The organism is Marivita sp. S6314 (genome assembly GCF_023015985.1).
Lineage (GTDB): Bacteria > Pseudomonadota > Alphaproteobacteria > Rhodobacterales > Rhodobacteraceae > Marivita.
The window spans coordinates 19,719-41,647 of sequence record NZ_JALKAO010000003.1 but is presented as its reverse complement, the minus strand read 5'-3'; the positions used below and the strand labels follow the sequence as shown (position 1 = coordinate 41,647).

Sequence of the window (21,929 nt, the reverse complement as noted above, 5' to 3'; positions counted from 1 at the left end):
TCAAAAGCTAGACAGAAATGCATGTTTGGTCGATTGTACGTTTCACTAGGTGGAACGCATGACGAAACTAAATCGCTCTGTCGAACGCAGCATGAAGATACTCGAAGTCGTTTCGGGTAGTGGCGTGTGTTCATTGGCTTTTTTGGCGGATCAGACAGGGCTGCCAAAGCCGACGATCCTGAGAATCTGCGCGACTCTGGTTGGGCAAAGATGGCTTATTCAAAGCCGAAGTGACGGACGATACCGGATTGGATCCCGGTTTCCGCGTCTGAGCGAAGCCGCCGATTCGATTGATACGCTGGTCGAAGCGGGCAGTGGACATATCATGGAATTATCCGCCGCAACCGGGCTTGGCGTCGATCTGGCGGCGTCCGTTGGCAATGGACGGGTCGAGATCGTCGATACCACCCGGCGGTTCGATGTCCATGGAATTTTCCCCGACTGTATCGGCTACCGCCCCTCCCCGTTCCGCTCTGCATTGGGCGGTGCTTTTCTGTCGGCCTTGAGGCCCGATCAAATGGTCGAGCATTCGGACACACTGACCGCCCATATGAAAGGCAAGGATCGCGCCGCTGCTCTGGAACTCCCGACCAAGCTCAAGGAAATCCGAACGCGGGGGTTTGCCAGTCGGGAACCCGGATATTGGGGGCGTGCAGTGGATTACGGCGGCATCCCAAGTGCGATTGGCGTTGCCATTCGCGCGGAAGATCAGGTTGTGGGGGCGGTGAGTTTGGTTTGGCTGGCCGAGACGCGCAGCGTCGAGGAAGTCGCGCAAACGCATCTGGGACGGCTGACCGCGACGGCACACGCAATCGGTGTTCAATTCTCATCGCACGTGGTCTGAGTGTTCCGGCGCTACCGTAGGCCGTCACGGCATCTTCACGACACTTTTTCAGCCCCGAGAAAGGCCTGCGCCTGAGCCCCTGTTTCAAAGATATGGGTGCGCGCGTCGGGGAAGACCTCGCCCAGCTTCATACGCATAAAGGCGGACCCCGAATAGCGCGAAACCTGCGCATAGTAGCGGTCCGTCAAGTCGCTCACCATGTCGGCCCAATTGCTCTCAAGTGCTTCGTCGATCCGAAACCCGTCATAGTTCACGATAACATCCACCGGTTCCCCATGGGCTTCACAGGTCCGTGTGACAGCATCGCGCACAAGATCGATTTCGTCTTGTGTGCGGATGCGCATCTTTTCGAAATTCAGGAACAACTGACCAAGCTTGCTGTCGATCGCCACACGATCCGGCAGATCGAGGTGCAATAGATCGGTGCGCAGGTCCATCTCTTCCTCGCGGAATATGCGCGGGTCCATCACCTGCACATCGTCCATAATCGGGGCCACATCCATAAGCCGCAGAATATCGCGCTCAAGATCAATGCCTGGGGCGATTTCGATCAGTTTGAGACCACCGGAGGTCAATTCGAACACGCAGCGTTCGGTGACATAAAGCACCGGCTGACCCAAACGCGCCGCGCGCGCGCCGGAAAAGGAAATTTGCTCGACATGGTCAAGGAATTTCCGCGCCCTGCCCTCTTGGCGGATGTGTACTTCGCCGTCGGCGATCTGCACATCCAGACCTTGGGCGGTGAACGTGCCCGCAAACACCACGGCGCGGGCGTTTTGACTGATGTTGATAAACCCGCCCGCCCCGGCAAGACGCGGCCCGAACCGGGAAACATTCACGTTGCCTGCTGCATCCGCTTGGGCAAGTCCGAGGCAAGCCAGATCAAGACCGCCGCCATCATAGAAATCAAACTGGTTGTTTTGCGGGATCACGGCATCGGTGTTGACCGCCGCACCGAAATCGAGCCCCGAGGCTGGTTGTCCGCCAATGACACCCGGTTCAGCGGTCAGCGTCAGATGCTCCAGCAGCCCCTCTTCGGCCGCGACCGATGCGACGCCTTCGGGCATCCCAATGCCAAGGTTGACGACGCCATTGACGGGCAGCTCAAACGCACAACGCCGCGCGATCACCTTGCGCGCGGCCAGCGGCATCACCGGCATTTCACCCAAAGGTGGCTTGATCCGGTTGGTAAAGGCCTGACTGAATGCCGTGCTGTAGGTTTGCAGATGGTTTTCCGGTTTCGCGACCACGACGGCGTCGACTAGAATGCCCGGGATGTGCACCTCGCGCGCAGGCAGCGACCCCGCACGCGCCACCCGTTCGACCTGTACAATTACCACGCCGCCCGCATTGTGCACGGCCATCGCTTGCGCAAGGTTGTCAATCGTGAGCGCTTCACGCTCCATTGTGACATTGCCCGCCTCATCTGCGGTGGTCCCGCGCAGTAGAGCAACGGTCAGTTTCTGAGACGGGTAGAACAGGATCTCCTCACCGCCCATTTCCATCAACTCGACCTGCGGCTCGGTCGATATCGCATTGATCGCGCCACCCCCGTTTCGGGGATCGACAAAGGTTTCCAGACCGACCTTGGACAGCATCCCCGGCTTGCCCGCCGCGATATCGCGATACAGCTGGCTGATCACGCCCTGCGGCAGGTTCCAGCCCTCGATCTTGCCTTCGGTGGCCAGTTTCGCGACCTTGGGGATCAGCCCCCAATGCCCGCCGACGACGCGCCGCAGCAGGCCCTCGTGACCCAGCCTGTTCAGGCCGCGCTCCTTGCCGTCGCCCTGCCCCGCTGCAAAGACCAGCGACAGATCTCGGGGATGACCCGTTTCGACAAACCGTGCCTCGATCGCCGCCAAAAGCTCGTCCGGCACGCCAATGCCGACGAAACCGGATGTTGTAATCGTATCGCCATCCTTGATCAGGGCGACAGCTTCAGACGGGGAAACGACCTTGCTCGCCTTCATGACGCTGTCCACCCATCACGGATCGTAAGAGCCAGCCGAACTCTATTGCTGGACATTTGGCCGCGTATTGCGGCTGTTTTGCAGATCGGATCCGTCATGTTCTGTTCCTCGGGCTGTCTCTTGATTCGAGCGCCAATCGCGCGTCACGCTTCGGTTAGCCTACGCCATCAGACACTGTTTTTGAGACGTCACGGTCCATTTGCGGACGGCGGGGTGCGGTGGGGTGCGTGTCCAAGACATCATGCAAACGCTCCATCAGAGTGTTCAATTGGTCCCGCTCCGCATCTGAAAACGCGCTCAAAAGAGCGTCTTCAAATGACAAGGCTTCTGGAACGATCCCGTGGAAGACGGTGAGTCCCGCATCGGTGATTTCAATTTCGACAAGGCGATGATCCAGGTCGCAAACGGACTTTGCCAAAAGCCCCGCTTTTTCGAGTTTGGCAACCGCCCGGCTGACGGCAGGTTTTTCAAGATAAACACTGTCGTGGATTTCACGGACCGACATCTTTTCCCGGCGCGCGACATGGACCAGAACCCGCCATTCCGGCGTCGATAGACCATATTTTTCACCGTAGACTTTCGAGAACATCTTGGTGATGCGTGACGACAAAACCGACAGTTTGTAAGGCAGAAAATCGGACAGTTTGAAGTCGCCTGGTGCCATGTGTCTGGGCCTCTGATATTTCGTTGCAAGTGAAATGACCTTGACTCAGCATTGCACGAACTGATAATCGTTGCAAGTGAAACGAATTTTCTGACTGACTTGCCGCCACCTGCCAAAACCTGGCGCTGGTGGCTGGACACCGACAGCATCGAAGGAAGGGAACACAGATGAAAGACGTTGATATCAGCCCATTGATTCAGGCCGACGGCAGCACGACCACGCCCGGCTATATGCCCGGTTTTGGCAATGATTTCGAAACCGAAGCCCTTCCCGGTGCTTTGCCACAAGGCATGAACAGCCCGCAGAAATGCAACTACGGCCTTTACGGCGAACAGTTGTCCGGCACCGCGTTCACCGACGTGCGCCCCGAACGCACTTGGTGCTATCGCATCCGCCCGTCGGTCAAGCACTCGCACCGCTACAAAAAGATCGACCTGCCACATTTCCGCTCTGCGCCGGATATCCACCCGGATGTGACCAGCCTCGGCCAGTACCGCTGGGACCCGATCCCGCATACCGATGAAGGGCTGACCTGGCTGACCGGCATGCGCACCATGACCACAGCAGGCGACGTCAACACACAGGTGGGTATGGCGAGCCACGTCTATTTGGTGACCGAGTCCATGCAGGACGAGTACTTCTTCTCAGCCGACAGCGAGATGCTTGTGGTTCCGCAGGAAGGCCGCCTGCGCTTTGCCACTGAACTGGGCATCATCGACCTGGAGCCGAAGGAAATCGCGATCCTTCCCCGCGGCCTCGTCTACCGGGTCGAATTGCTGGATGGCCCAGCGCGCGGCTTTGTGTGCGAAAACTACGGCCAGAAATTCGAACTGCCCGGCCGCGGTCCGATCGGTGCCAACTGCATGGCCAACCCGCGTGATTTCAAAGCCCCGGTGGCGGCCTATGAAGACCGCGAGGTCCCTTCGACCCTGACCGTGAAATGGTGCGGACAATTCCATGAAACCAAGATCGGTCAAAGCCCGCTGGACGTGGTGGCATGGCACGGCAATTACGCGCCTTACAAATACGATCTGCGCAACTACTGCCCGGTCGGCGCGATTCTGTTCGATCACCCCGACCCCTCGATCTTCACCGTTCTGACCGCGCCGTCCGGCCAGCCCGGCACCGCGAATATCGACTTCGTGCTGTTCCGCGAGCGCTGGATGGTGATGGAAGATACGTTCCGCCCGCCATGGTATCACAAGAACATCATGTCCGAACTCATGGGCAACATTTACGGCGAATACGATGCCAAGCCGCAGGGCTTTATCCCCGGCGGGATCAGTCTGCACAACATGATGCTGCCCCACGGGCCCGACCGCGAGGCGTTCGAGAAGGCGTCGAACGCAAACCTTGGCCCAGACAAGCTCGACAACACCATGTCCTTTATGTTCGAGACACGCTTCCCGCAACAACTGACCCAGTTCGCAGGCAAGGAAGCCCCGCTTCAGGACGATTACATCGACTGCTGGGCGGATATGGAGAAGAAATTCGACGGCACGCCAGGCAAGAAGTGAACCGGATGCTGACGCTCTATTCTTACTGGCGGTCCACCACGTCCTACCGGGTGCGTGTGGCGCTGAACCTCAAGGGGCTGTCTTACAAGACGGTCCCGGTAGACCTTGTTGCCGGGGCGCAGCGCGCGCCGGACTATGTCGCCAAGAATCCAAGCAAAGGTGTGCCTGCGTTGGTGCTGGAAGACGGCACCGTGCTAACGCAATCGCTGGCGATCCTCGACTATCTGGATCACATCGCGCCAGATCCTGCGCTCTTGCCGGACGATCCGCTGTTGCGAGCCAAGGTACAAGCTGCGGCACAGATCATGGCGCTCGACGTTCATCCGGTGAACAACCTCAAAGTCGTCATGCGGCTGAAGTCCGAACATGGTTTGTCGGACGACGATGGTATTGCATGGATGCGCCATTGGATGAGCGAGGGCTTGCAGGCGTATCAGGCACTGCTGCCGGATGGTCCGACCTATAGCTTCACGGACGCACCGCTGCTGTGTGACATCTGCCTTGTTGCGCAGCTTTATAACGCACATCGCTGGGGCGTTGACATGACGCCCTTTGCCCGCCTGCTTCAGATCGAAGAACAGGCCCTGAAACTGCCGGCCTTTGACGCCGCGCGCCCCGAAAACCAGCCAGACGCCACTTGAAGGAACCCCCATGACAAAGCTTCTCCGCTCTTGGGTCGAAAGCGCCAATTCGGCCGATACCGACTTTCCACTCAACAACCTGCCCTACGGGGCGTTCCGCATCGGCGGCGGCGACCTGCATGCGGGTGTCGCGATTGGCGATCGCATCCTTGACGTGACAGCGCTTGAGCAGGCCGGTCTGCTGGACCTGCCCGAAAGCGGCGTCTTTGCCCGGGGCACATGGAACGACTTCATGGCGCTTGGCGCGGATGTCTGGGCCAGCTTTCGCGAGCACCTGACAAAGGCGCTGTCTGAAGGTGCATCGCATCGATCCGATCTCGAAGCACATCTGGTTGCGATGGCTGATGCCACGCTTGAGATGCCCTTCACCGTGACCGAATTCACCGATTTCTATGCAGGCCGCCATCACGCGTTTAACGTGGGTTCGCTTTTCCGCGATCCAGCGAATGCCCTACCGCCGAACTGGCTGCATATCCCCATCGGCTACAACGGTCGCGCGTCTTCGGTTGTGGTCAGCGGCACAGATGTGACGCGTCCCAATGGCCAGCTGAAAGCACCGGATATGGACATGCCGGTCTTCGCCGCCTCCAAGCGCTTCGATCTGGAACTGGAAATGGGTGCCATTGTCGGCAAACCGTCCAAGGGTCGCGTGTCCGTGCAAGAGGCCGACGACATGATCTTCGGCTACGTCCTGCTGAACGACTGGTCCGCGCGCGACATTCAGGCGTGGGAATACCAGCCGCTCGGCCCGTTCCAAGCCAAGGCGACGGCAACCACCATCAGCCCGTGGATCGTGACCAAAGCGGCCCTTGAGCCCTTCCGTGCCTCCACCCCGCCGCGTGAGAAGGAGCTGTTGCCCTACCTCGCAGAGCCGGGTCCGATGCTTTACGACATCGACCTCGAAGTGGGCCTCGCCCCGGAAGGCAAAAGCGAGACGATCCTGTCGCGCACGAATTACAACGTGATGTACTATTCGGCAGCCCAGCAACTGACCCACCACACCACCAGCGGCTGCCCGATGCGCGTCGGTGATCTTCTGGGCTCCGGCACGATCTCCGGCCCGGAAAAGGAAAACCGGGGCAGCCTCCTGGAACTCAGCTGGGGCGGGAAAGAACCGCTGACGCTGGACACCGGCGAGACCCGGACGTTCCTTGAAGACGGCGACACCCTGACCCTGCGGGGCGCGGCCAATGGCGACGGCTATCGCATCGGGTTTGGAGAGTGCACCGGCACATTGCGCCCTGCGCCCGCATTGGATTAAACACCACACCCGCCGCAGCACGACTGCGGCGGGTGTCTTCTGATCCCTGATGGCTCCTGCATGCGGGAAATACCTTTGGCTGATCTGAATTACCCGAACGCCGGGGACTGACGAGATTATCCTGTATCGGGGAAAACGGCCTTGTTCAGGAAAGACACGAGGCCAAATAACCACATGCTTGGCGCGTCGAAATTTCCGCTGACAGTAATCCGCACGTGCATGCAAGTGTTGCCTGCTCAAAATGATAGCGTTTTACGCAAAGGAGCAATCGCACCAGCTTAAACAAGCCAGGCTATGACCTCAGGCCGGTCAAGCACCGCGCGCATGTGGGCGTCGGCCTTGTCTTGTGACATTCGTAGCAACATCGGTGTGCGGGTCGGGCCGCATTCGATGCCCAGAAGGCGCAGCGCGGTTTTCATGCCGGGCAGGACACCGGTTTCCAGCAGCGCTTCGACAAAGATCTGCGAGACATCCTGCAATTCCTGCGCGCGGGGCAAATCGCCGGCCCGCATCGCGGCATCAAGTGCGACGTAGAGTTTGCCCAACACGTTGTAGGTCGTGCCAATGCCGCCATCAGCGCCAAGCACGCCTCCGGTCAGGTAAATTTCGTCAAACCCGAAGAAATAGCTGCTGTCCGGGCATCTGCGGCGCAGCATGGAGAACTTGAACATGTCGGTCGACGTGAACTTGATGCCCGAGACATTCGGAAAGCCGAGGATCCGCACCAGAGAGTCGAGCGGGATCGGGCGTCCCGTGCGGATCGGCACTTCGTATACGATCAATGGCAGGTCCGTGGCTGCGGCGAGGTCACGGTAGTAGCTTTCGATTTCTTCATCGCTGAACGGATAGGAATGTGGCGGCAGGGCAGACAGCGCCTCGTATCCCAGATCTGCGGCTTGCGTGGCCAGACGAATGGAATCGCGCAGGTTTGGCATACCGACATGGGCGATCAGGCGCGTTCCGCTATCCTTGGCGCAATCGGCAACAATGCCTTGCTGCACCGACAATTCGTCTACGCCCAGCAATCCGGCTTCGCCGCTGCTGCCCCCGACATACAGCCCCGCCAACCCTTGTTTGAGAACGTACTCGGTCAGCTTTGTTTGGCGCGCCTCGTCGAATTCCGCGTCATCCGACAGGCCCGTCATCAATGCGGCATACATGCCGGTCAGTGTCTTGGTCATCGCTGTCTCACCCCTTTTGTTCTCATGCTAGAGTTGCCTACCGGTGAGCGGCTTAGCCTTACAAAAGCACGGATGGATATTATGCACATCAATACAACGGCCAATTTTAGTTTGACAAGAATTATGTTTGGTCTTACCAAAAATGCGAGAGGAGAGACCAAATGCCAGTGACCAACACGTCCGACACGGCACCGCGCAACACGCCTGACGTGATCGCGGACGCATTGATCGCTGACATCCGGCGCGGCGGATTCCCTCCCGATACACCGTTGCCGACCGAACGCGACCTATGCGAACGGTTCTCCGCCTCGCGCCCCACTGTGCGCGAGGCACTCGCCCAATTGCAGATGCGGGGGTACGCCATTTCGGGCGCAGGCAAGCGCCCCCGCGCGGCCCTGCCATCGATCACCAACGTTCTGAAAGGGGCCGGTGATCACATCCGCGAGATCTTTGGCGATGCGGAAAGCGGTGCTCATCTTGAGCAGATGCGCCAGTTCATCGAAACCGGTGCTGCGCGCGAGGCGGCAAAACGGGCCGACAACACACAGTTGACGAAACTGAAATGCGCGCTTGAAGAAAACTTTGATGCCATCGGCACCGCCCATTTCGCAACGACAGATATCGCGTTTCATCGCGCCCTTGTGTCGGTTGTCGGAAACCCGATCATCCTGGCGCTGCACGACATGTTCGTCAGCACGATGATTGCCCATCGCCCGCCGACGGATGATGCGATGCGGTATGACCAGATCGCTTACGAAGAACACCGTCAGATCTACCAGGCAGTTCTGGACGGCGAAGTGCTGACTGCAACGGACGTCATGGACCGCCACCTGACGCGCTCCTACCGCGCCCGATTGCAGGCCCCACGGCTGTCATCCAACGGGGATGACCCACCGCAACACTGAAACGACAGGCGACGAGACGTGTCGCCGTTCATCGAACATCAAGGAGGACCCGATGACACTTAGAACCACCCTACTCGCCTGTGCGACCACACTGGCTTTTGCGGTACCGGCGCTCGCCGAACGCGAACTAACCTTCGGCATGCAGGACAACGAAGCCAGCAACGTCTATGCAGGCGCACAAGCGTTCGCCAGCACGCTGGCAGAGGTGTCCGGCGGTGAGTTGACGGTCAACCTGTTCCCGTCCTCGACCCTTGGTGATTTCAAAGCCATGGTGGCCCAGCTTCAGGCGGGCGAACTGGACATGGTGATCACCGGCTATCCGGACATGTCCTACATCATCCCGGAACTGAACCTCATCGGAGCGCCCTACGTGGCCGACGATTTCGATCACCTGAAAGAGATCATCGCGGGGGATTGGGGCCAGGAGATGGCAACCAAGTTCCAAGCGAATGGCGTACATCTTTTGGATGTCTGGTACTATGGCACCCGTCAGACAACGGCCAACCGCGCGGTTGAATCCATGGATGACATGGCCGGCCTGCGCATGCGCACACCCAACGTCCCGTTCCTGATCGCATATGCCGAAAACGTCGGCGCGACCCCGGCTCCGGTGGCTTTTGCCGAGGTCTACCTCGCACTGCAGACCAATCAGGTTGATGCGCAGGAAAACCCGCTGCCCACCATCGAAGCGATGAAGTTCTACGAAGTGCAGAGCCATGTCGCGATGACCAACCACTTTGTGGCGTCCGCTGCGGTGCAGATCGCGAACGACTTGTGGACCTCGCTTTCAGACGAGGAAAAGGGCTGGATCATGGAAGCTGTCGCCGCCGGTGGCGAGCTGAACAACTCCCGCACGGTTCAGGCCGAGGAAGATCTGGTTGCCACGTTCGAAGAGCGCGGTCTGACGATCACCCGTCCCGACCTTGCGCCGTTCCGCGCGGCAATGCAGCCTTACTACGACACGCTTGAAGAGCAGTTCGGCGAAGGGGCCATCGCCCGTATCCGCGGCGAATAACACATCGGTCTGCGGGGGTTCCGCCCCCGCAGACATCACAGGCAAACCCGCAAGGAGCGGCGACGATGAAACCACCCCGCACATACAGCATCGAGGGCATCATCGCGTCGATCCTCTTTATCGTGCTGATCGGCGTTGTTCTTCTTCAGATCTTCGGACGCACACCGATCTTGCGCGGCCCTGTCTGGACCGAAGAAGCGGCGCGCTGGATCTGGGTCTGGATGGCCTTCATCGGCATTGCCGAGGTTGAACGTCAGGACGGCCAGCTGAAAATGGCGTTTCTGGCTGAGATGCTGCCGGAAAAATTCCGATTGGTCCTTTACACGCTCATCGACCTCGTCTTTCTTGGTCTGGTCGGCCACCTGATCTGGATCGGGTACAAGACCGTTCTGCGGACCGCCAACAACATCAGTGTCACGCTGCCCACCACGGATGCCGTGCTTTATGCATCGGCGCTTGTTGGGTTTGTCCTGATCCTGCACCGGATCATCCGTCGCCTGCTTGGACGCCGCGATGTATCTGTCACACGGGAACCCACGCTATGACCCTTGCCGTTGTCGGTATCATGTGGCTCGTTTTCGTACTGATCGGCGTGCCGATTGGTATCGCGATGATCTTCGTGTCCATGGGGTATTTCTACTACACCGGCATGGGGATCAGCTTTGCTGCGCAGCGGATGGTGGATGGGCTCAACAGCTTTCCGCTGTTGGCGGTGCCCCTCTTTATCCTTGCCGCAGGCGTGTTGAACTCGGCCGGGATCACCAACCATCTGTTCGGTTTTGCACGGTCGCTTGTGGGTCACATCACCGGTGGGTTGGGCCATGTGAACGTGCTGGCCTCGCTGTTCTTTTCCGGCATGTCCGGGTCGGCCCTGGCAGATGCCGGTGGCCTTGGAAAGATGGAAATCGAAGCCATGCGCAAGGCGGGCTACGATGATGATTTCGCCGGTGCCGTCACCGCCGCATCGTCGATGATTGGCCCGCTGGTGCCGCCGTCGATCACCATGGTGCTGTACGGCGTGATCGCGAATGTCTCGATCGGCAAGCTCTTTCTTGGCGGCATCGTGCCGGGTGTCATGTGCGCCATCGCGCTGATGACAATGGTCTGGTTTATTGCCCGCAAGCGCAACTACCCCACCGATCCGCGCAGCAGTGCGGGCGAAATCGGGACCCTTTTTGTCAAATCCCTGCCCGCACTGATGACACCTGTTGTCATCGTCGGCGGCATCTTTTCGGGGCTGTTCTCGCCGACGGAGGCCGCGGCAATCACCGTGCTCTATGCGATCCTGATCGACCTTGTGTTTTACCGCGAACTGACGTGGCGCAAGCTGTGGGATTCGATCTACGAGACCACAGTCACTTCCGCCTCCATCGCGACCATCGTGGCAGGTGTGGGATTGCTCAGCTTCATCATGGCGCGCGAACAGGCTCCGCAACAGATCGCAACCTTCTTCCTGTCCATCGCGGACAGCCCGCTCACCTTCCTGATCGCCGTCAACGTGATGATCTTTTTCCTTGGCTGCTTTATCGAGGCCTTGGTCATCCTGCTTGTCGTCGTGCCGATCCTTGTGCCGGTCGCCATGGGCTTTGGGATTGACCCGGTGCATTTTGGGATCATCACCGTCCTGAACCTGATGATTTCGATCCTGACACCGCCGATGGGGATGGCTTTGTTCGTGGTCGCGCAGGTCGGGGGCATCCCGTATCAGCGGCTGGCCAAGGCGATCCTGCCCTGGCTGATCCCGCCCTTCGTTGTGCTGATCCTGATCTGCGTGTTTCCAATTCTGGTCACCGGCCTTCCAAGCCTGATGGATTGATGCACATGGACGTTTTGAAACACTTGCGCGGCGGTCTCGTTGTGTCGTGCCAGCCCGTTGATGACGGCCCGCTGGACCGGCCCGACATCGTCGCAGCCATGGCGCAAGCCGCCGTCGCCGGGGGCGCGCAGGGTTTGCGGATCGAAGGCGTAGACAACCTGAAGGCCGTTCGGCCCACCGTGTCGGTGCCGATCATCGCCATCCTCAAACGCGATCTGGCGGACAGCCCGGTCCGCATCACGCCCTACGTGGCGGATGTCAAAGCGCTGGCCGAAGCCGGGGCCGACATCATCGCCTATGATGCAACCGACCGACCCCGTCCCGAAACATCGGCTGTCATCGTGCAAGCGATCCGCGAGGCGGGTGTCCTGGCAATGGCCGATTGTTCGACGCGCGCGGATGGCGAACGTGCCTTGCGCGAAGGGGCCAGCATCCTTGGAACAACCCTTTCGGGCTATACAGACGAGACCGCTGATCGGGCAGATGGCCTGGACACGGACCTGATCCGCGCCTTCCGCGCGCTGGACAGCTTTGTCATGGCCGAAGGCCGCGTGAACACACCCGCATTGGCGGCGCAGGCCTTGCAGGCAGGGGCGGATGCCGTCACCGTTGGCACTGCGCTGACGCGGTTGGAGATTATGACAGGATGGTTTGCCACAGAGATCAGACAGGCCTTGAGATAAAGCCATGACTGACATTGCCCGCACTGCCCTGAAAGGGTTCGCCGCCGATCTTGGCGGCACAAAAACCGCTGTTGCCCGGATCGAGAAAGGCATCGTGGTGGATCGGCGGCTTTCACCGACCGATGGGGCCGCCGACCCTGCCGCGCAAATCGCTGCCATTGAGGCATTGCTGAAGGAGTTGGGTCACACGCGCGGCGCACCGCTGGGTGTGGCCGTGGCGGGACGAATTGATCGGTCCGGCAAATGGCACGCGGTGAACACGGGCACGTTGTCCGCCATTCAGGATGTTGACCTGACAACAGAGCTTAACCGCACCATTGGGGCGGCAACCTGTCTGAACGATGCCGGGGCCGCGGCGGTTGCCGAAGCATTGTTCGGCGCTGGCGCAGAAAGCGATAGCTTTGCCTACATCACGGTATCGACCGGCGTCGGCGGTGGCTTGGTGATCAACAAACGCCTCCTGTCCTGCGCCAATGGGCTTGCCGGGCATGTGGGTTTCGTGTCCAGCCGGTTCGCCGATGCCGTCTGCGGCAGCGGGCGTCAGGCCACGGTCGAAAGCATCGCTGGCGGACGCGGGATTGCTGCCGCCGCCGCTGCATTTGGCAAACAAGGGATCGACGCCCGCAATGTCTTTGAAGCGGCCGCCGACGGACAGGATTGGGCCAGCCGGATCGTGACCACATCAGCCCGCGCCGTTGCCACGTTGATTGGTGATCTCACGGCGATACTTGGCCTCGACACCGTCGCGCTGGGGGGCAGTATCGGGCTGGCACCGGGATATCTGGACAAGGTGGCCGCCGCGATGCGCGAAGAACCCGAATTGTTCCGGCCCAAAATCGTGCACGCCAGTTTGGGGCATGGCGCGCCATTGATCGGTGCGCTGGCCGCGCATCTGCGAAAGGAAAGCGTATGAAAGTACTGATCCTTCCCGACCAGCAAACCGCCATCACCCGCGCGGCGGATATTGTTGCCGACACAGTGACCAAGCAGCCTGACGCGGTTCTGGGTCTGGCCACTGGCGGCACGATGGTGCCGCTTTATTCCGAACTGGCGCAGCGGCACCGCGAGGCGGGACTGTCATTCGCGCAGACCACCAGCTTCAACCTGGACGAATACATCGGCCTGTCGCCGGACCATCCCTGCTCGTATCACCATTTCATGCAGGAGACGTTTTTTGATCACGTCGACATCGATCCGTCCCGCACGCATTTACCCAAAGGTGATGCACCGGATCCCCGGATCGCATCGGATGCCTATGAGGCCCTGATCGCAAAGGCCGGGGGCATTGACCTGCAGCTGTTGGGAATCGGTCAAAACGGGCATATCGGATTCAACGAACCCACCGCCAGCCTTGGTTCGCGCACTCGCGTCAAAACCCTGACCCACAGCACCAGGCAAGCCAACCAGCGCTATTTCGCATCCTTCGACGAGACACCGAAATACGCGATCACCACAGGTGTCGCGACGATACTGGAATCCCGCATGTGCCTGTTGATCGCAACCGGTGAGGCCAAGGCCAAGGCAGTGGCTGACATGATCGAGGGCCCGCTGACTGCGGTGTGCCCTGCGTCCGCGCTTCAACTCCATGCCCGCGCGACAATTGTTCTGGATGAGGCAGCAGCAGGCGCGTTGGCGCTCCGCGATTACTACCAAACCGTCCATCCCGAGGGACGCGATTCAGCATTCGACTAAGACGGAAGGGTCGGAGCGTCTTCTTTGCCAGATGGCTAAGATGGACCGCACACTTCTGTGGTGCATGCGTCGAACGGATTGGTAAAGAAAACGCGACACGTGTAAGGCGATGCTCTTACGTTTTTTGGTGCCCAGGAGAGGACTCGAACCTCCACGTCCATACAGACACTAGCACCTGAAGCTAGCGCGTCTACCAATTCCGCCACCTGGGCAGGTGTCGTGAGGCAGGCGTTTAATCTTGTCCCCAATGGGTGTCAACGACCTTTTTGACAGAACCTGTGCCCTTTGCGGCAATCCTTCATCTTGCCCGTCGCACGTGACGGGGATAGAGGTCATTCAAGATCTGGCCAGGAGCATTCAGATGTCCAAACTCGTCACAATTTACGGCGGCTCGGGGTTCATTGGGCGCTATATCGCGCGCCGTATGGCGAAAGACGGATGGCGCGTGCGCGTTGCGGTTCGACGACCGAATGAGGCGATCTTTGTCAAACCCTATGGTGTGGTGGGTCAGGTCGAACCGATTCTCTGCAATATCCGCGACGATGCGAGCGTTCTGGCTGCGATGCAGGGTGCGGATGCTGTTGTGAATTGCGTTGGCATCCTGGCCGAAGCTGGCAAGAACACGTTCGACGCGATTCAAGCCGATGGCGCGGAACGCGTCGCGCGGCTGGCTGCGAGCCAGGGGATCGAGACGCTTGTGCATATCTCTGCGATTGGCGCGGATGCAGACGGCGACAGCGATTACCAGCGCACCAAGGCGCTTGGGGAGTCCGGCGTTCTTGAGCATATGCCAAACGCCGCAATCCTGCGTCCGTCGATTGTGTTCGGACCGGAAGACGCGTTTTTCAATCGCTTTGCAGGCATGACACGGTTCGGACCCGTCCTGCCCGTTGTGGGCGCTGACACAAAGTTTCAGCCGGTCTACGTGGATGATATCGCAAAGGCGGCTGGCCTGATCCTCAACGGGAATGCGGCCCCCGGCATCTATGAGTTGGGCGGCCCGGATGTAAGCACGTTCCGCGAGTTGATGGAGCAAATGCTGACTGTCATTCGACGTCGCCGGCTGATCCTGAATATCCCGTTCTTTTTTGCAGGTATCATGGCCGGGGTGTCGGACCTTGTGAACAAGATCAGCCTTGGTGTGATTCCCAGCATGATCACACGGGATCAGGTCAAGAACCTGCGCAACGACAACGTGGTGTCGGACGGGGCGAAATCGTTTGACGATCTGAACATCAAACCAGTGGCGCTTGAAGCGGTGCTGCCGGACTATCTCTGGCGTTTCCGCCCGTCGGGTCAGTATTCCGAAATCAAGGAAAGCGCGAAGAACCTGCGCGCCTAAGGGCGCGCGGCGTGCTAATGGGTCTGTGCGAGTTGCTCCAGAGTGGTTGAATTGGCGCATCCCGGCGGTGCCTTGCGCACAACCGTCGATTGCCCCCCGAGCCACCCCTTGCATGTCTCAACCAGAGCACATCCCCGGCATTCGGTGACAAGATCGGCATAGTCTTTGGCGGACAGCCTTTCGCTCGCCAGTGCTTCCGACAGGCTTACACCCATCACCCGCGCGACGCTGCGGGTCAGCCAAAAGTGCAGTTCTGGATCTCCAAGACGACTCGTCAACATTGCTTCTGTCCTTGCGCCAGTTCGGTTAGAATGTCGGCATTCAAACAAGTGTTTGGCGGTGCGACATCCGTTTCGTATTCTTTGCTGTGCAACCAGCGTTCACAGCCGTCCACCCATGCGCAACCACGACATCGCTGCACCATGTCGGCCCATGCCTCTTGGTCCAGACGTCCGTCGGCGGCGGCACAGGCTGTGTTCACGTCGCACGACTTTGCCATGCGTTGAACACGCCAATAGTGGACCCCTGTTTCTCCCAAAGGGTGCCATTGTCCGAAGTGCATTGACCCGTCCTTTACGCCTTTAAAGATCGGAACAGATCGCCGTTTCGGCAGTAGTCGGGCAGGTCAACCGGATGCGCGGCGCTGTCGAGCAGGCTGCGACACGCGTTCGGATTGGTACAGCCGACACACCGGTCAACAGCGTTGTCCAGCTGGTCTTCAGTCAGTTCGGCGCGCATGAAGAGTTCCGCGAGATCAACGCCTTGCTGATCTGCCATATCCAGAACCAGCTTCGTATGATGGGCCCGTTTTGATTCAGTGTGCATGACAATGCTCCCCATTGTTGCACCCTCAATTTAAGGCGCATCCAAAAGTGAAGCCTTGATGCAGGTCAATCAGAGCTGTTCGGCGGTCCGGCGCACGATTTCCATTCGGGCCGCATTGGGCGGGTGCGTGCCAAGAAAGCGGTTTCCGGGGTCTGGAATCCTGTTGAAGAACTCTGCCCCACGCACCGGATTATAGCCCGCATTCGCCGTGACAATCGTGCCCAGTCTGTCGGCCTCAAGCTCAAAATCTTTAGAGTACCGACGGGCGCCGATGGTCGCGCCGATCTGTTCGGCGGATTGAACCGCAGCCGCATCCGCACCGCCCAGCGCAGCAAGACCCGACAGGATGACCGCCCCGACAGCCGCATTCTGTTGCGTGCGGCCCAAATGCCCAAGAATGTGATGTGCCGCCTCGTGCCCCATGACAAAGGCCAGTTCATCCGCGTTGTCGACCGAGGAGATCAAGGCAAGATTGAAGGCCAGAATCGGTCGCCCGTTGCGGTCTACCGTCTGAAAGGCGTTCGGGGCCTGGCTTGGGCGGTCATCAACGACGATCTGGAAATCGCAATTGGCGCGCGGCGCACGCCGTCGGCATTCGCGCTCTGCGACCGGCTCCACGGTAGAGACAACCGTAACGAACTGCCGCGCGGCGCGTCCTGCCCGCGTCCGGGCGTCTTGCTGGGTCAGCTGTGGTTGGCTGGCCTGCGGCCGCTGGGCAGAGGATGTCGACGACGGCGCGACATCGCATGCGGCCACTGCAGCAAATGCCAAAACGAGTATCCAGCGCATAAATGGTGTCCTTGTCACGTTGCCCCTAGAAATAGGGTCAATTCCGGACCCTCGCCAGCCCCGATTTCCGGTCGGTGGTTTTTTGCAGATGCGGCTTGGCAAGCCTCAAACTTGCGAGGTACGCTTAACAAATGTTTAGCATCGAACACGAATTTGACTCGACAGTTGTGACGCTGGTCGATGAAGGCAGCAAACCGCTTCAGGAAGACGTGATCGTCAACGGGTTCGAAGAATGCATCACGGTTGAACAATATGACCCCCGCACTGATCGCGTTAACAAGATCACATTCTCAATGTCGCAAATGCGGGATCTGGCGGCTGCCATTTCCCTTCCGGAAGGGGTCTATTCCCGCGAAGACAGCGCCGATTAGTCTGTTCGTATCCCATCTCCCGGATGACCTTTGACCCAACAGGATCACCGCGTTTGGCGTCACATGCTCACGGCAGGTCCGTCATGAACACGCAAGTCCGGCAAGGCTGTTCTTCGTCAAGGTCAGGCTTTATCACGCCCTAAGCGGATGCCAAAGACAGCGCACCCGTGCCATCGAACCGAAGGAGGGATCATGCCCGAAGCAAACAAGCCCGTGTTGGAGTTCTTGCAGACCCGCAGATCGCGGCCCGCCAAATTGCTGCGCGCGCCTGCGCCAGACCGGGAGGCCTTGATGCCCATCCTCACGGCTGCGGGCCGCACGCCGGACCATGGCAAGCTCGAACCCTGGCGGTTCATCGTTCTTGAAAAACCGGCCTTGACCCGATTGGCTAACGCCATCGACGCGCGCGGTACGTCAAATGGCCTCGCGCCCGAAGACGTCGCCAAGGCCCGTAGTCAGTTTGATGACAGCCCCCTTTGCGTCGCCGTGATCGAAGTCCAGAAACCGTCTGAAAAGATCCCCGCGATTGAACAAACCTATTCGGCAGGTGCCGTGTGTCTTGCCTTGCTGAACGCCTCCCTGGCCTCGGGCTGGGGTGCCAATTGGCTCAGCGGCTGGCCGTCCCACGACACGCAGTTCTGTGCCGATCATCTGGGTCTGAGCAACGCCGAACGCGTTGCCGGCTTCATTCACATCGGTACCGCCTCCGCGGTGCCACCGGAACGCCCCCGCCCCGATATCACCGCAATCACGACATGGATTGACGCATGATCCTACGCAGTTTCCTCCTCACGCTGGGCCAGTTGGGGGACCCACGGTTCCGGCGTGTCCTACTCCTTGGCATCGGATTGGGAATTGCCCTGCTTGTCGCGTTTTTCGCCGCGCTGCTCTGGGTGCTGAATGCAGCCTTCGGGCCCGAAGCGACCCTGCCCTTTATCGGTGAAGTGACCTGGTTGAATGATCTGGTCAGCTGGACCGCGCTGATCTCGATGATCGTGCTATCGGTTTTTCTGATGGTTCCCGTCGCCTCGGCCATCACATCGCTGTTTCTTGACGATGTGGCCGATGCGGTCGAGGACAAGCATTACCCGCACCTGCCAAAGGCCGAGCGAGTGTCCTGGGGCGACGGATTGCGCGATACGGTGAATTTTCTTGGTGTGCTGATTACGGCAAACGTTCTTGCCTTTATCCTCTACGTCTTCTTCCCACCCTTTGCCCTATTCATTTTTTGGGGATTGAACGGGTTCTTGCTGGGCCGGGAATATTTCACACTCGCCGCGATGCGCCGTGAAGGCCGTGCCGGGGCACGGGCCTTGCGCAAACGTCATCTTGGCAAGATCTGGCTGGCGGGCATCCTGATGGCGATGCCCTTGTCGCTGCCGTTGGTGAACCTCGTGATCCCGATCCTAGGTGCCGCGACCTTTACCCACTTGTATCACCAAATTCAGGCGCAGGACCCATCCGGTCAAAGACATCGATATCGCGAATCGTGATCCATCCCGACAGGATAATCCCGGCGATCACCACCCAAAGGCCCAATCCAACCCAGGTTGTGATCCAGGCCTTCTTTTTCAGGTTATGCACCTCGGGCGATCCGGCATGTGTACCGGGAACGATCTGCCCCACATCGCCTTGCGTCTGAAGCCGAATGGGAATCACGATCAGGAACACCATGAACCAGATCACGGCATAAAGAACGAGCGCGGATGTGATAGACATGGTGCTTCTCCTTTAGTCCCTAATGTGGGGCGGCGTCAGACTTGTTCCAGTTCGACAAGGCATCCGTTGAAATCTTTGGGATGCAGAAACAGCACCGGCTTGCCATGCGCACCGATCTTTGGCGTGCCGTCACCCAAAACACGCGCGCCTGTTTCTTTGAGGTGATCGCGCGCGGCCAGAATGTCGTCCACCTCGTAGCAAACATGGTGGATGCCGCCAGCCGGGTTTTTCTCAAGAAACCCGTTGATCGGGCTGTTATCTCCCAACGGGTACAACAGTTCGATCTTGGTGTTGGGCAGTTCGATGAAAATCACGGTCACGCCGTGGTCCGGTTCATCCTGCGGCTCACCAACATTCGCGCCCAGCGCTGACCGATACTGGTTCGCGGCCGCCTCAAGGTCCGGCACTGCAATGGCCACGTGGTTCAAACGTCCGATCATCTGGGTCTCTCCATCAAAGCATCTGGCGCGCTTATCCCCTGCCCCGTGGGTCCAGACAAGAGGGCGAAGCGTCATTAACCACCTGTTAGGCAACGCGTCGCACAGTGAAGCGACTCACGGAGGGCAACATGATGGATGATCAAGCTTTAGACCAAATGCACAGGCCAACGGTCGCACGCCCCTTGCTTGGGCTGACGATCCTGGCGGTAGAGGACAGTCGCTACGCCTGCGATGCGCTCAGGCTGATGTGCATGCACAGCGGGGCGCGATTGCGACGCGCCGATTGCCTGAAATCCGCACGACGGCATTTGCAGGTGTACCGCCCGTCCGTCGTGGTCGTGGATATGGGGTTGCCGGACGGCAGCGGCGCGGACCTGATCTTCGAATTGTCCACTTCTCTGCCGCGCGTTTCGGTTTTGTTGGGAACCAGCGGCGACAGCTTTGCCGAAGATATTGCCTTTGCGGCGGGTGCGGACGGCTTTTTGTCCAAACCCATCACGAACCTTGGCAGTTTCCAGAACGCGATTCTTCAGCATCTGCCTGAAGAGCGTCAGCCCTGCGGCCTGCGCGCGATCGACAACGGATCCATAGAACCCGACCCGATTGCGTTCCGCGAAGACATGGCTCACATGGCAGAGATTCTTGAGGGGCCGGTCGACGACCGTACCATTGACTATGTCGCCCTGTTCCTGCGCGGCGTGGCCAGCACCGCAGCGGATGAAGCCCTTGAAAGCGCCGCGCTCGACCTCGCCACAGCCCGATCCAAGGGCATGCCGCTCAGAGGGCAGGTCATGCGCATTGCAGGATTGGTAGAGGCCAGGTTGAGCGACGCCGTCGCGGTGTAGGTGTTTCGATACGTCGCAAACAACCCGGAGTGACACCCGCGCCATACGGCGCGGGCCAGCATGGATAGACATGACCGCCTATTCTGCGGCGACAGATTCCTGCGTCTGTGTGGTTTCGCCAAATCCCAATGGGACGGGCAGGTCCGGCAACCCTGCGGCGCGTTTTTGCAAAGCCCGTCCGATGACAACACGGCTGATTTCGGTTGTCCCGTCCACGATCCGCAACATCTGCGCAAGCCGCGACAAACGGTCGAGGCCATAAGGCTGCAAAAGCCCCATCCCACCTAGAACCTGCGTGCAGGTGTTTGCAGCTTTGACCGCAGCATCCGGCACAAATCGTTTTGCATGTGCCGCCATCAGCGGACCTTCGGGGGTGCCAAGCGCTTCGGCGGCTTTGCGATATAACAGCTTGGACGCCTCAAGATCCGTCGCAACCTCGCCCAGCATCCATTGGATACCATCAAGATCAAGGGTCTTTCCACCAAACATCTTGCGGTTCTTGGAGTAGGACAATGCCGTGTCCAGTGCCGCTTGCATCAGACCACAGCACCCCGAAGCGATGGACACCCGTGCAATATCAATCGCCATCAGAGAGCCTTGCAAGCCCTGACCGATGGGCAGGATGATATTGTCTTCGCTGACCACAACATTGTTCAGATACATCTCTGACATCGGCAGGAACGAATACGACGGCGTGTCGTATCGGGGGCCAAAGCTGACACCCGGGGCATCTGCCGGGATCGCGATCATCGCCATGTCCTTGTGGCCCGGTGCGTCGCTCGTCTTGACCACGGTGAAGTAAATATCGGCCTCCCCCGCAAGGCTGACCCAAGCTTTCGATCCGTTGATCGTCCACGTTCCATCGCCATTGATCGTGGCGCGCGTGTACATGCGCATCGGGTCCGACCCGGATTGCGGTTCTGTCAGGGCAAAATTCGCCAGTTTGCGCCCAGAGGTCAGATCATGTGCCCAAGCGTTCTTGAAAACGTCGGTGCCATAGCCGCACGCCGCGTAGGTGCAGATATTGTGCATCGACAGCGCAAACGCATACGCCCCATCCCCAAGACCCAGTTGTTCATAAACCTGAATGCCGTCTGACAGCGAAAGCCCCTGACCGCCAAAGTCTTCTGGCGCGTAAAGCCCGGTCAGCCCCGCAGCTCCTGCCGCATCTGATGCCTCTCGCGGCCAGGTTTTTGCGGCATTCCACGCATCAACATTCGGCAGAATAACAGACATCGCGTGGTCACGGGCAGCGTCCAGAATTTGCGTAAGCTTGTCTGACATCGGGCAGGTCCTTTCGTATAGGCACATCCGATCGCGCCATCTGCGGTTGGCAGAAGGTCAAAGGCAAAAAGCGCGACTGGAGTACTTGAGTTCTGATTTACGACTGAAATCTAACCCTGATCCGC

At 59.3% G+C, this 21,929-nt stretch carries 26 protein-coding genes and 1 tRNA gene; 16 read left to right on the top strand and 11 right to left on the bottom strand.

From position 1 onward, the window contains the following. The first annotated feature begins 58 nt into the window (after positions 1-58). Complete coding sequence (locus tag MWU54_RS08795; protein ID WP_247082292.1) at positions 59-844, top strand: helix-turn-helix domain-containing protein; 786 nt, start codon at positions 59-61, stop codon at positions 842-844. Positions 845-879: 35 nt separating this feature from the next. Here the strand turns inward: MWU54_RS08795 and MWU54_RS08790 are convergent, their stop codons facing one another. Continuing rightward, positions 880-2,814, bottom strand: coding sequence for a CoA-transferase (locus MWU54_RS08790; RefSeq protein ID WP_247082291.1), 1,935 nt, complete (start codon positions 2,812-2,814; stop codon positions 880-882). A gap of 154 nt (positions 2,815-2,968) precedes the next feature. After that, the gene (locus tag MWU54_RS08785; protein ID WP_247082289.1) at positions 2,969-3,478 is read right to left on the bottom strand and encodes a MarR family winged helix-turn-helix transcriptional regulator; all 510 of its coding nucleotides are present in this window, start codon (positions 3,476-3,478) and stop codon (positions 2,969-2,971) included. 167 nt (positions 3,479-3,645) lie between these two features. On the opposite strand from MWU54_RS08785, the gene hmgA reads away from it, so the two are divergent. From hmgA to fahA, 3 genes are read left to right on the top strand one after another with little or no spacing between them, the layout of a single operon-like run. Further along, complete coding sequence (gene hmgA, locus MWU54_RS08780) at positions 3,646-4,995, top strand: homogentisate 1,2-dioxygenase (RefSeq protein WP_247082287.1); 1,350 nt, start codon at positions 3,646-3,648, stop codon at positions 4,993-4,995. Between the two features lie 5 nt (positions 4,996-5,000). Further along, positions 5,001-5,636, top strand: a complete 636-nt coding sequence (gene maiA / locus MWU54_RS08775; RefSeq protein ID WP_247083979.1) for a maleylacetoacetate isomerase — start codon at positions 5,001-5,003, stop codon at positions 5,634-5,636. 10 nt (positions 5,637-5,646) lie between these two features. Next, positions 5,647-6,897 carry a fumarylacetoacetase gene (fahA, locus tag MWU54_RS08770; RefSeq protein ID WP_247082285.1) on the top strand — a complete coding sequence of 417 codons (1,251 nt, stop codon included), beginning with the start codon at positions 5,647-5,649 and terminating at the stop codon, positions 6,895-6,897. Between the two features lie 278 nt (positions 6,898-7,175). Here fahA and MWU54_RS08765 read toward each other — a convergent pair whose 3' ends face one another. Then, entirely contained in the window at positions 7,176-8,078 is a 903-nt protein-coding gene (locus MWU54_RS08765) for a dihydrodipicolinate synthase family protein (RefSeq protein ID WP_247082283.1), read from the bottom strand. A gap of 161 nt (positions 8,079-8,239) precedes the next feature. On the opposite strand from MWU54_RS08765, the gene MWU54_RS08760 reads away from it, so the two are divergent. From MWU54_RS08760 to nagB, 7 genes are all read left to right on the top strand, one after another. After that, entirely contained in the window at positions 8,240-8,983 is a 744-nt protein-coding gene (locus tag MWU54_RS08760) for an FCD domain-containing protein (RefSeq protein ID WP_247082281.1), read from the top strand. A gap of 52 nt (positions 8,984-9,035) precedes the next feature. Further along, positions 9,036-9,998 carry a sialic acid TRAP transporter substrate-binding protein SiaP gene (locus tag MWU54_RS08755; protein WP_247082279.1) on the top strand — a complete coding sequence of 321 codons (963 nt, stop codon included), beginning with the start codon at positions 9,036-9,038 and terminating at the stop codon, positions 9,996-9,998. Between the two features lie 65 nt (positions 9,999-10,063). Then, positions 10,064-10,543, top strand: a complete 480-nt coding sequence (locus tag MWU54_RS08750; RefSeq protein WP_247082277.1) for a TRAP transporter small permease — start codon at positions 10,064-10,066, stop codon at positions 10,541-10,543. Beyond that, entirely contained in the window at positions 10,540-11,814 is a 1,275-nt protein-coding gene (locus MWU54_RS08745; RefSeq protein ID WP_247082276.1) for a TRAP transporter large permease, read from the top strand. Before MWU54_RS08750 ends, MWU54_RS08745 begins: the two co-directional genes overlap by 4 nt. A 5-nt stretch (positions 11,815-11,819) precedes the next feature. Further along, positions 11,820-12,497, top strand: a complete 678-nt coding sequence (locus MWU54_RS08740) for a putative N-acetylmannosamine-6-phosphate 2-epimerase (RefSeq protein WP_247082274.1) — start codon at positions 11,820-11,822, stop codon at positions 12,495-12,497. Between the two features lie 4 nt (positions 12,498-12,501). Then, on the top strand, positions 12,502-13,410 hold the full coding sequence (locus MWU54_RS08735; protein ID WP_247082272.1) for an ROK family protein: 909 nt from the start codon (positions 12,502-12,504) through the stop codon (positions 13,408-13,410). Then, entirely contained in the window at positions 13,407-14,189 is a 783-nt protein-coding gene (nagB, locus tag MWU54_RS08730) for a glucosamine-6-phosphate deaminase (RefSeq protein WP_247082270.1), read from the top strand. The genes MWU54_RS08735 and nagB overlap by 4 nt, the downstream gene beginning before the upstream one ends. Before the next feature lie 125 nt (positions 14,190-14,314). Here nagB and MWU54_RS08725 read toward each other — a convergent pair. Beyond that, positions 14,315-14,401: transfer RNA gene (locus tag MWU54_RS08725), tRNA-Leu, on the bottom strand. Between the two features lie 149 nt (positions 14,402-14,550). Between MWU54_RS08725 and MWU54_RS08720 the strand changes: the two genes are divergently transcribed. Then, the gene (locus tag MWU54_RS08720; RefSeq protein ID WP_247082269.1) at positions 14,551-15,531 is read left to right on the top strand and encodes a complex I NDUFA9 subunit family protein; all 981 of its coding nucleotides are present in this window, start codon (positions 14,551-14,553) and stop codon (positions 15,529-15,531) included. A 14-nt stretch (positions 15,532-15,545) separates the two neighbouring features. Here MWU54_RS08720 and MWU54_RS08715 read toward each other — a convergent pair whose 3' ends face one another. From MWU54_RS08715 to MWU54_RS08700, 4 genes are all read right to left on the bottom strand, one after another. After that, positions 15,546-15,812, bottom strand: a complete 267-nt coding sequence (locus MWU54_RS08715) for a DUF6455 family protein (RefSeq protein WP_348647633.1) — start codon at positions 15,810-15,812, stop codon at positions 15,546-15,548. Then, complete coding sequence (locus MWU54_RS08710) at positions 15,806-16,093, bottom strand: DUF6455 family protein (RefSeq protein ID WP_281496043.1); 288 nt, start codon at positions 16,091-16,093, stop codon at positions 15,806-15,808. The genes MWU54_RS08715 and MWU54_RS08710 overlap by 7 nt, the downstream gene beginning before the upstream one ends. A gap of 11 nt (positions 16,094-16,104) precedes the next feature. Further along, entirely contained in the window at positions 16,105-16,356 is a 252-nt protein-coding gene (locus MWU54_RS08705) for a DUF6455 family protein (RefSeq protein ID WP_247082267.1), read from the bottom strand. Between the two features lie 69 nt (positions 16,357-16,425). Next, the gene (locus MWU54_RS08700; RefSeq protein WP_247082266.1) at positions 16,426-17,145 is read right to left on the bottom strand and encodes a M48 family metallopeptidase; all 720 of its coding nucleotides are present in this window, start codon (positions 17,143-17,145) and stop codon (positions 16,426-16,428) included. Between the two features lie 131 nt (positions 17,146-17,276). On the opposite strand from MWU54_RS08700, the gene MWU54_RS08695 reads away from it, so the two are divergent. The 3 genes from MWU54_RS08695 (at position 17,277) to MWU54_RS08685 (ending at position 19,009) form a co-directional block, all read left to right on the top strand. Beyond that, positions 17,277-17,516 (top strand): hypothetical protein, encoded by a 240-nt coding sequence (locus MWU54_RS08695; protein ID WP_247082265.1) that lies wholly within the window; start codon positions 17,277-17,279, stop codon positions 17,514-17,516. A 192-nt stretch (positions 17,517-17,708) separates the two neighbouring features. Then, a complete protein-coding gene (locus MWU54_RS08690) occupies positions 17,709-18,287 on the top strand; it encodes a nitroreductase (protein WP_247082264.1) in 579 nt (192 codons plus the stop codon). After that, positions 18,284-19,009: an EI24 domain-containing protein gene (locus MWU54_RS08685; RefSeq protein WP_247082263.1), complete on the top strand. Its 726-nt coding sequence runs from the start codon at positions 18,284-18,286 to the stop codon at positions 19,007-19,009. The genes MWU54_RS08690 and MWU54_RS08685 overlap by 4 nt, the downstream gene beginning before the upstream one ends. Here MWU54_RS08685 and MWU54_RS08680 read toward each other — a convergent pair. Together MWU54_RS08680 and mce are read right to left on the bottom strand one after the other, a co-directional pair. Then, the gene (locus tag MWU54_RS08680; protein ID WP_247082261.1) at positions 18,939-19,235 is read right to left on the bottom strand and encodes a DUF1467 family protein; all 297 of its coding nucleotides are present in this window, start codon (positions 19,233-19,235) and stop codon (positions 18,939-18,941) included. The genes MWU54_RS08685 and MWU54_RS08680 overlap by 71 nt on opposite strands. Positions 19,236-19,270: 35 nt before the next feature. Next, complete coding sequence (gene mce, locus MWU54_RS08675) at positions 19,271-19,675, bottom strand: methylmalonyl-CoA epimerase (RefSeq protein WP_247082259.1); 405 nt, start codon at positions 19,673-19,675, stop codon at positions 19,271-19,273. Between the two features lie 128 nt (positions 19,676-19,803). Here mce and MWU54_RS08670 point away from each other — a divergent pair, with 128 nt between their 5' ends. Next, on the top strand, positions 19,804-20,520 hold the full coding sequence (locus tag MWU54_RS08670) for a response regulator (protein WP_247082258.1): 717 nt from the start codon (positions 19,804-19,806) through the stop codon (positions 20,518-20,520). Positions 20,521-20,598: 78 nt separating this feature from the next. On the opposite strand, the gene MWU54_RS08665 is transcribed toward MWU54_RS08670, so the two are convergent. After that, entirely contained in the window at positions 20,599-21,804 is a 1,206-nt protein-coding gene (locus MWU54_RS08665) for an acyl-CoA dehydrogenase family protein (RefSeq protein ID WP_247082257.1), read from the bottom strand. Between the last annotated feature and the right edge of the window lie 125 nt (positions 21,805-21,929).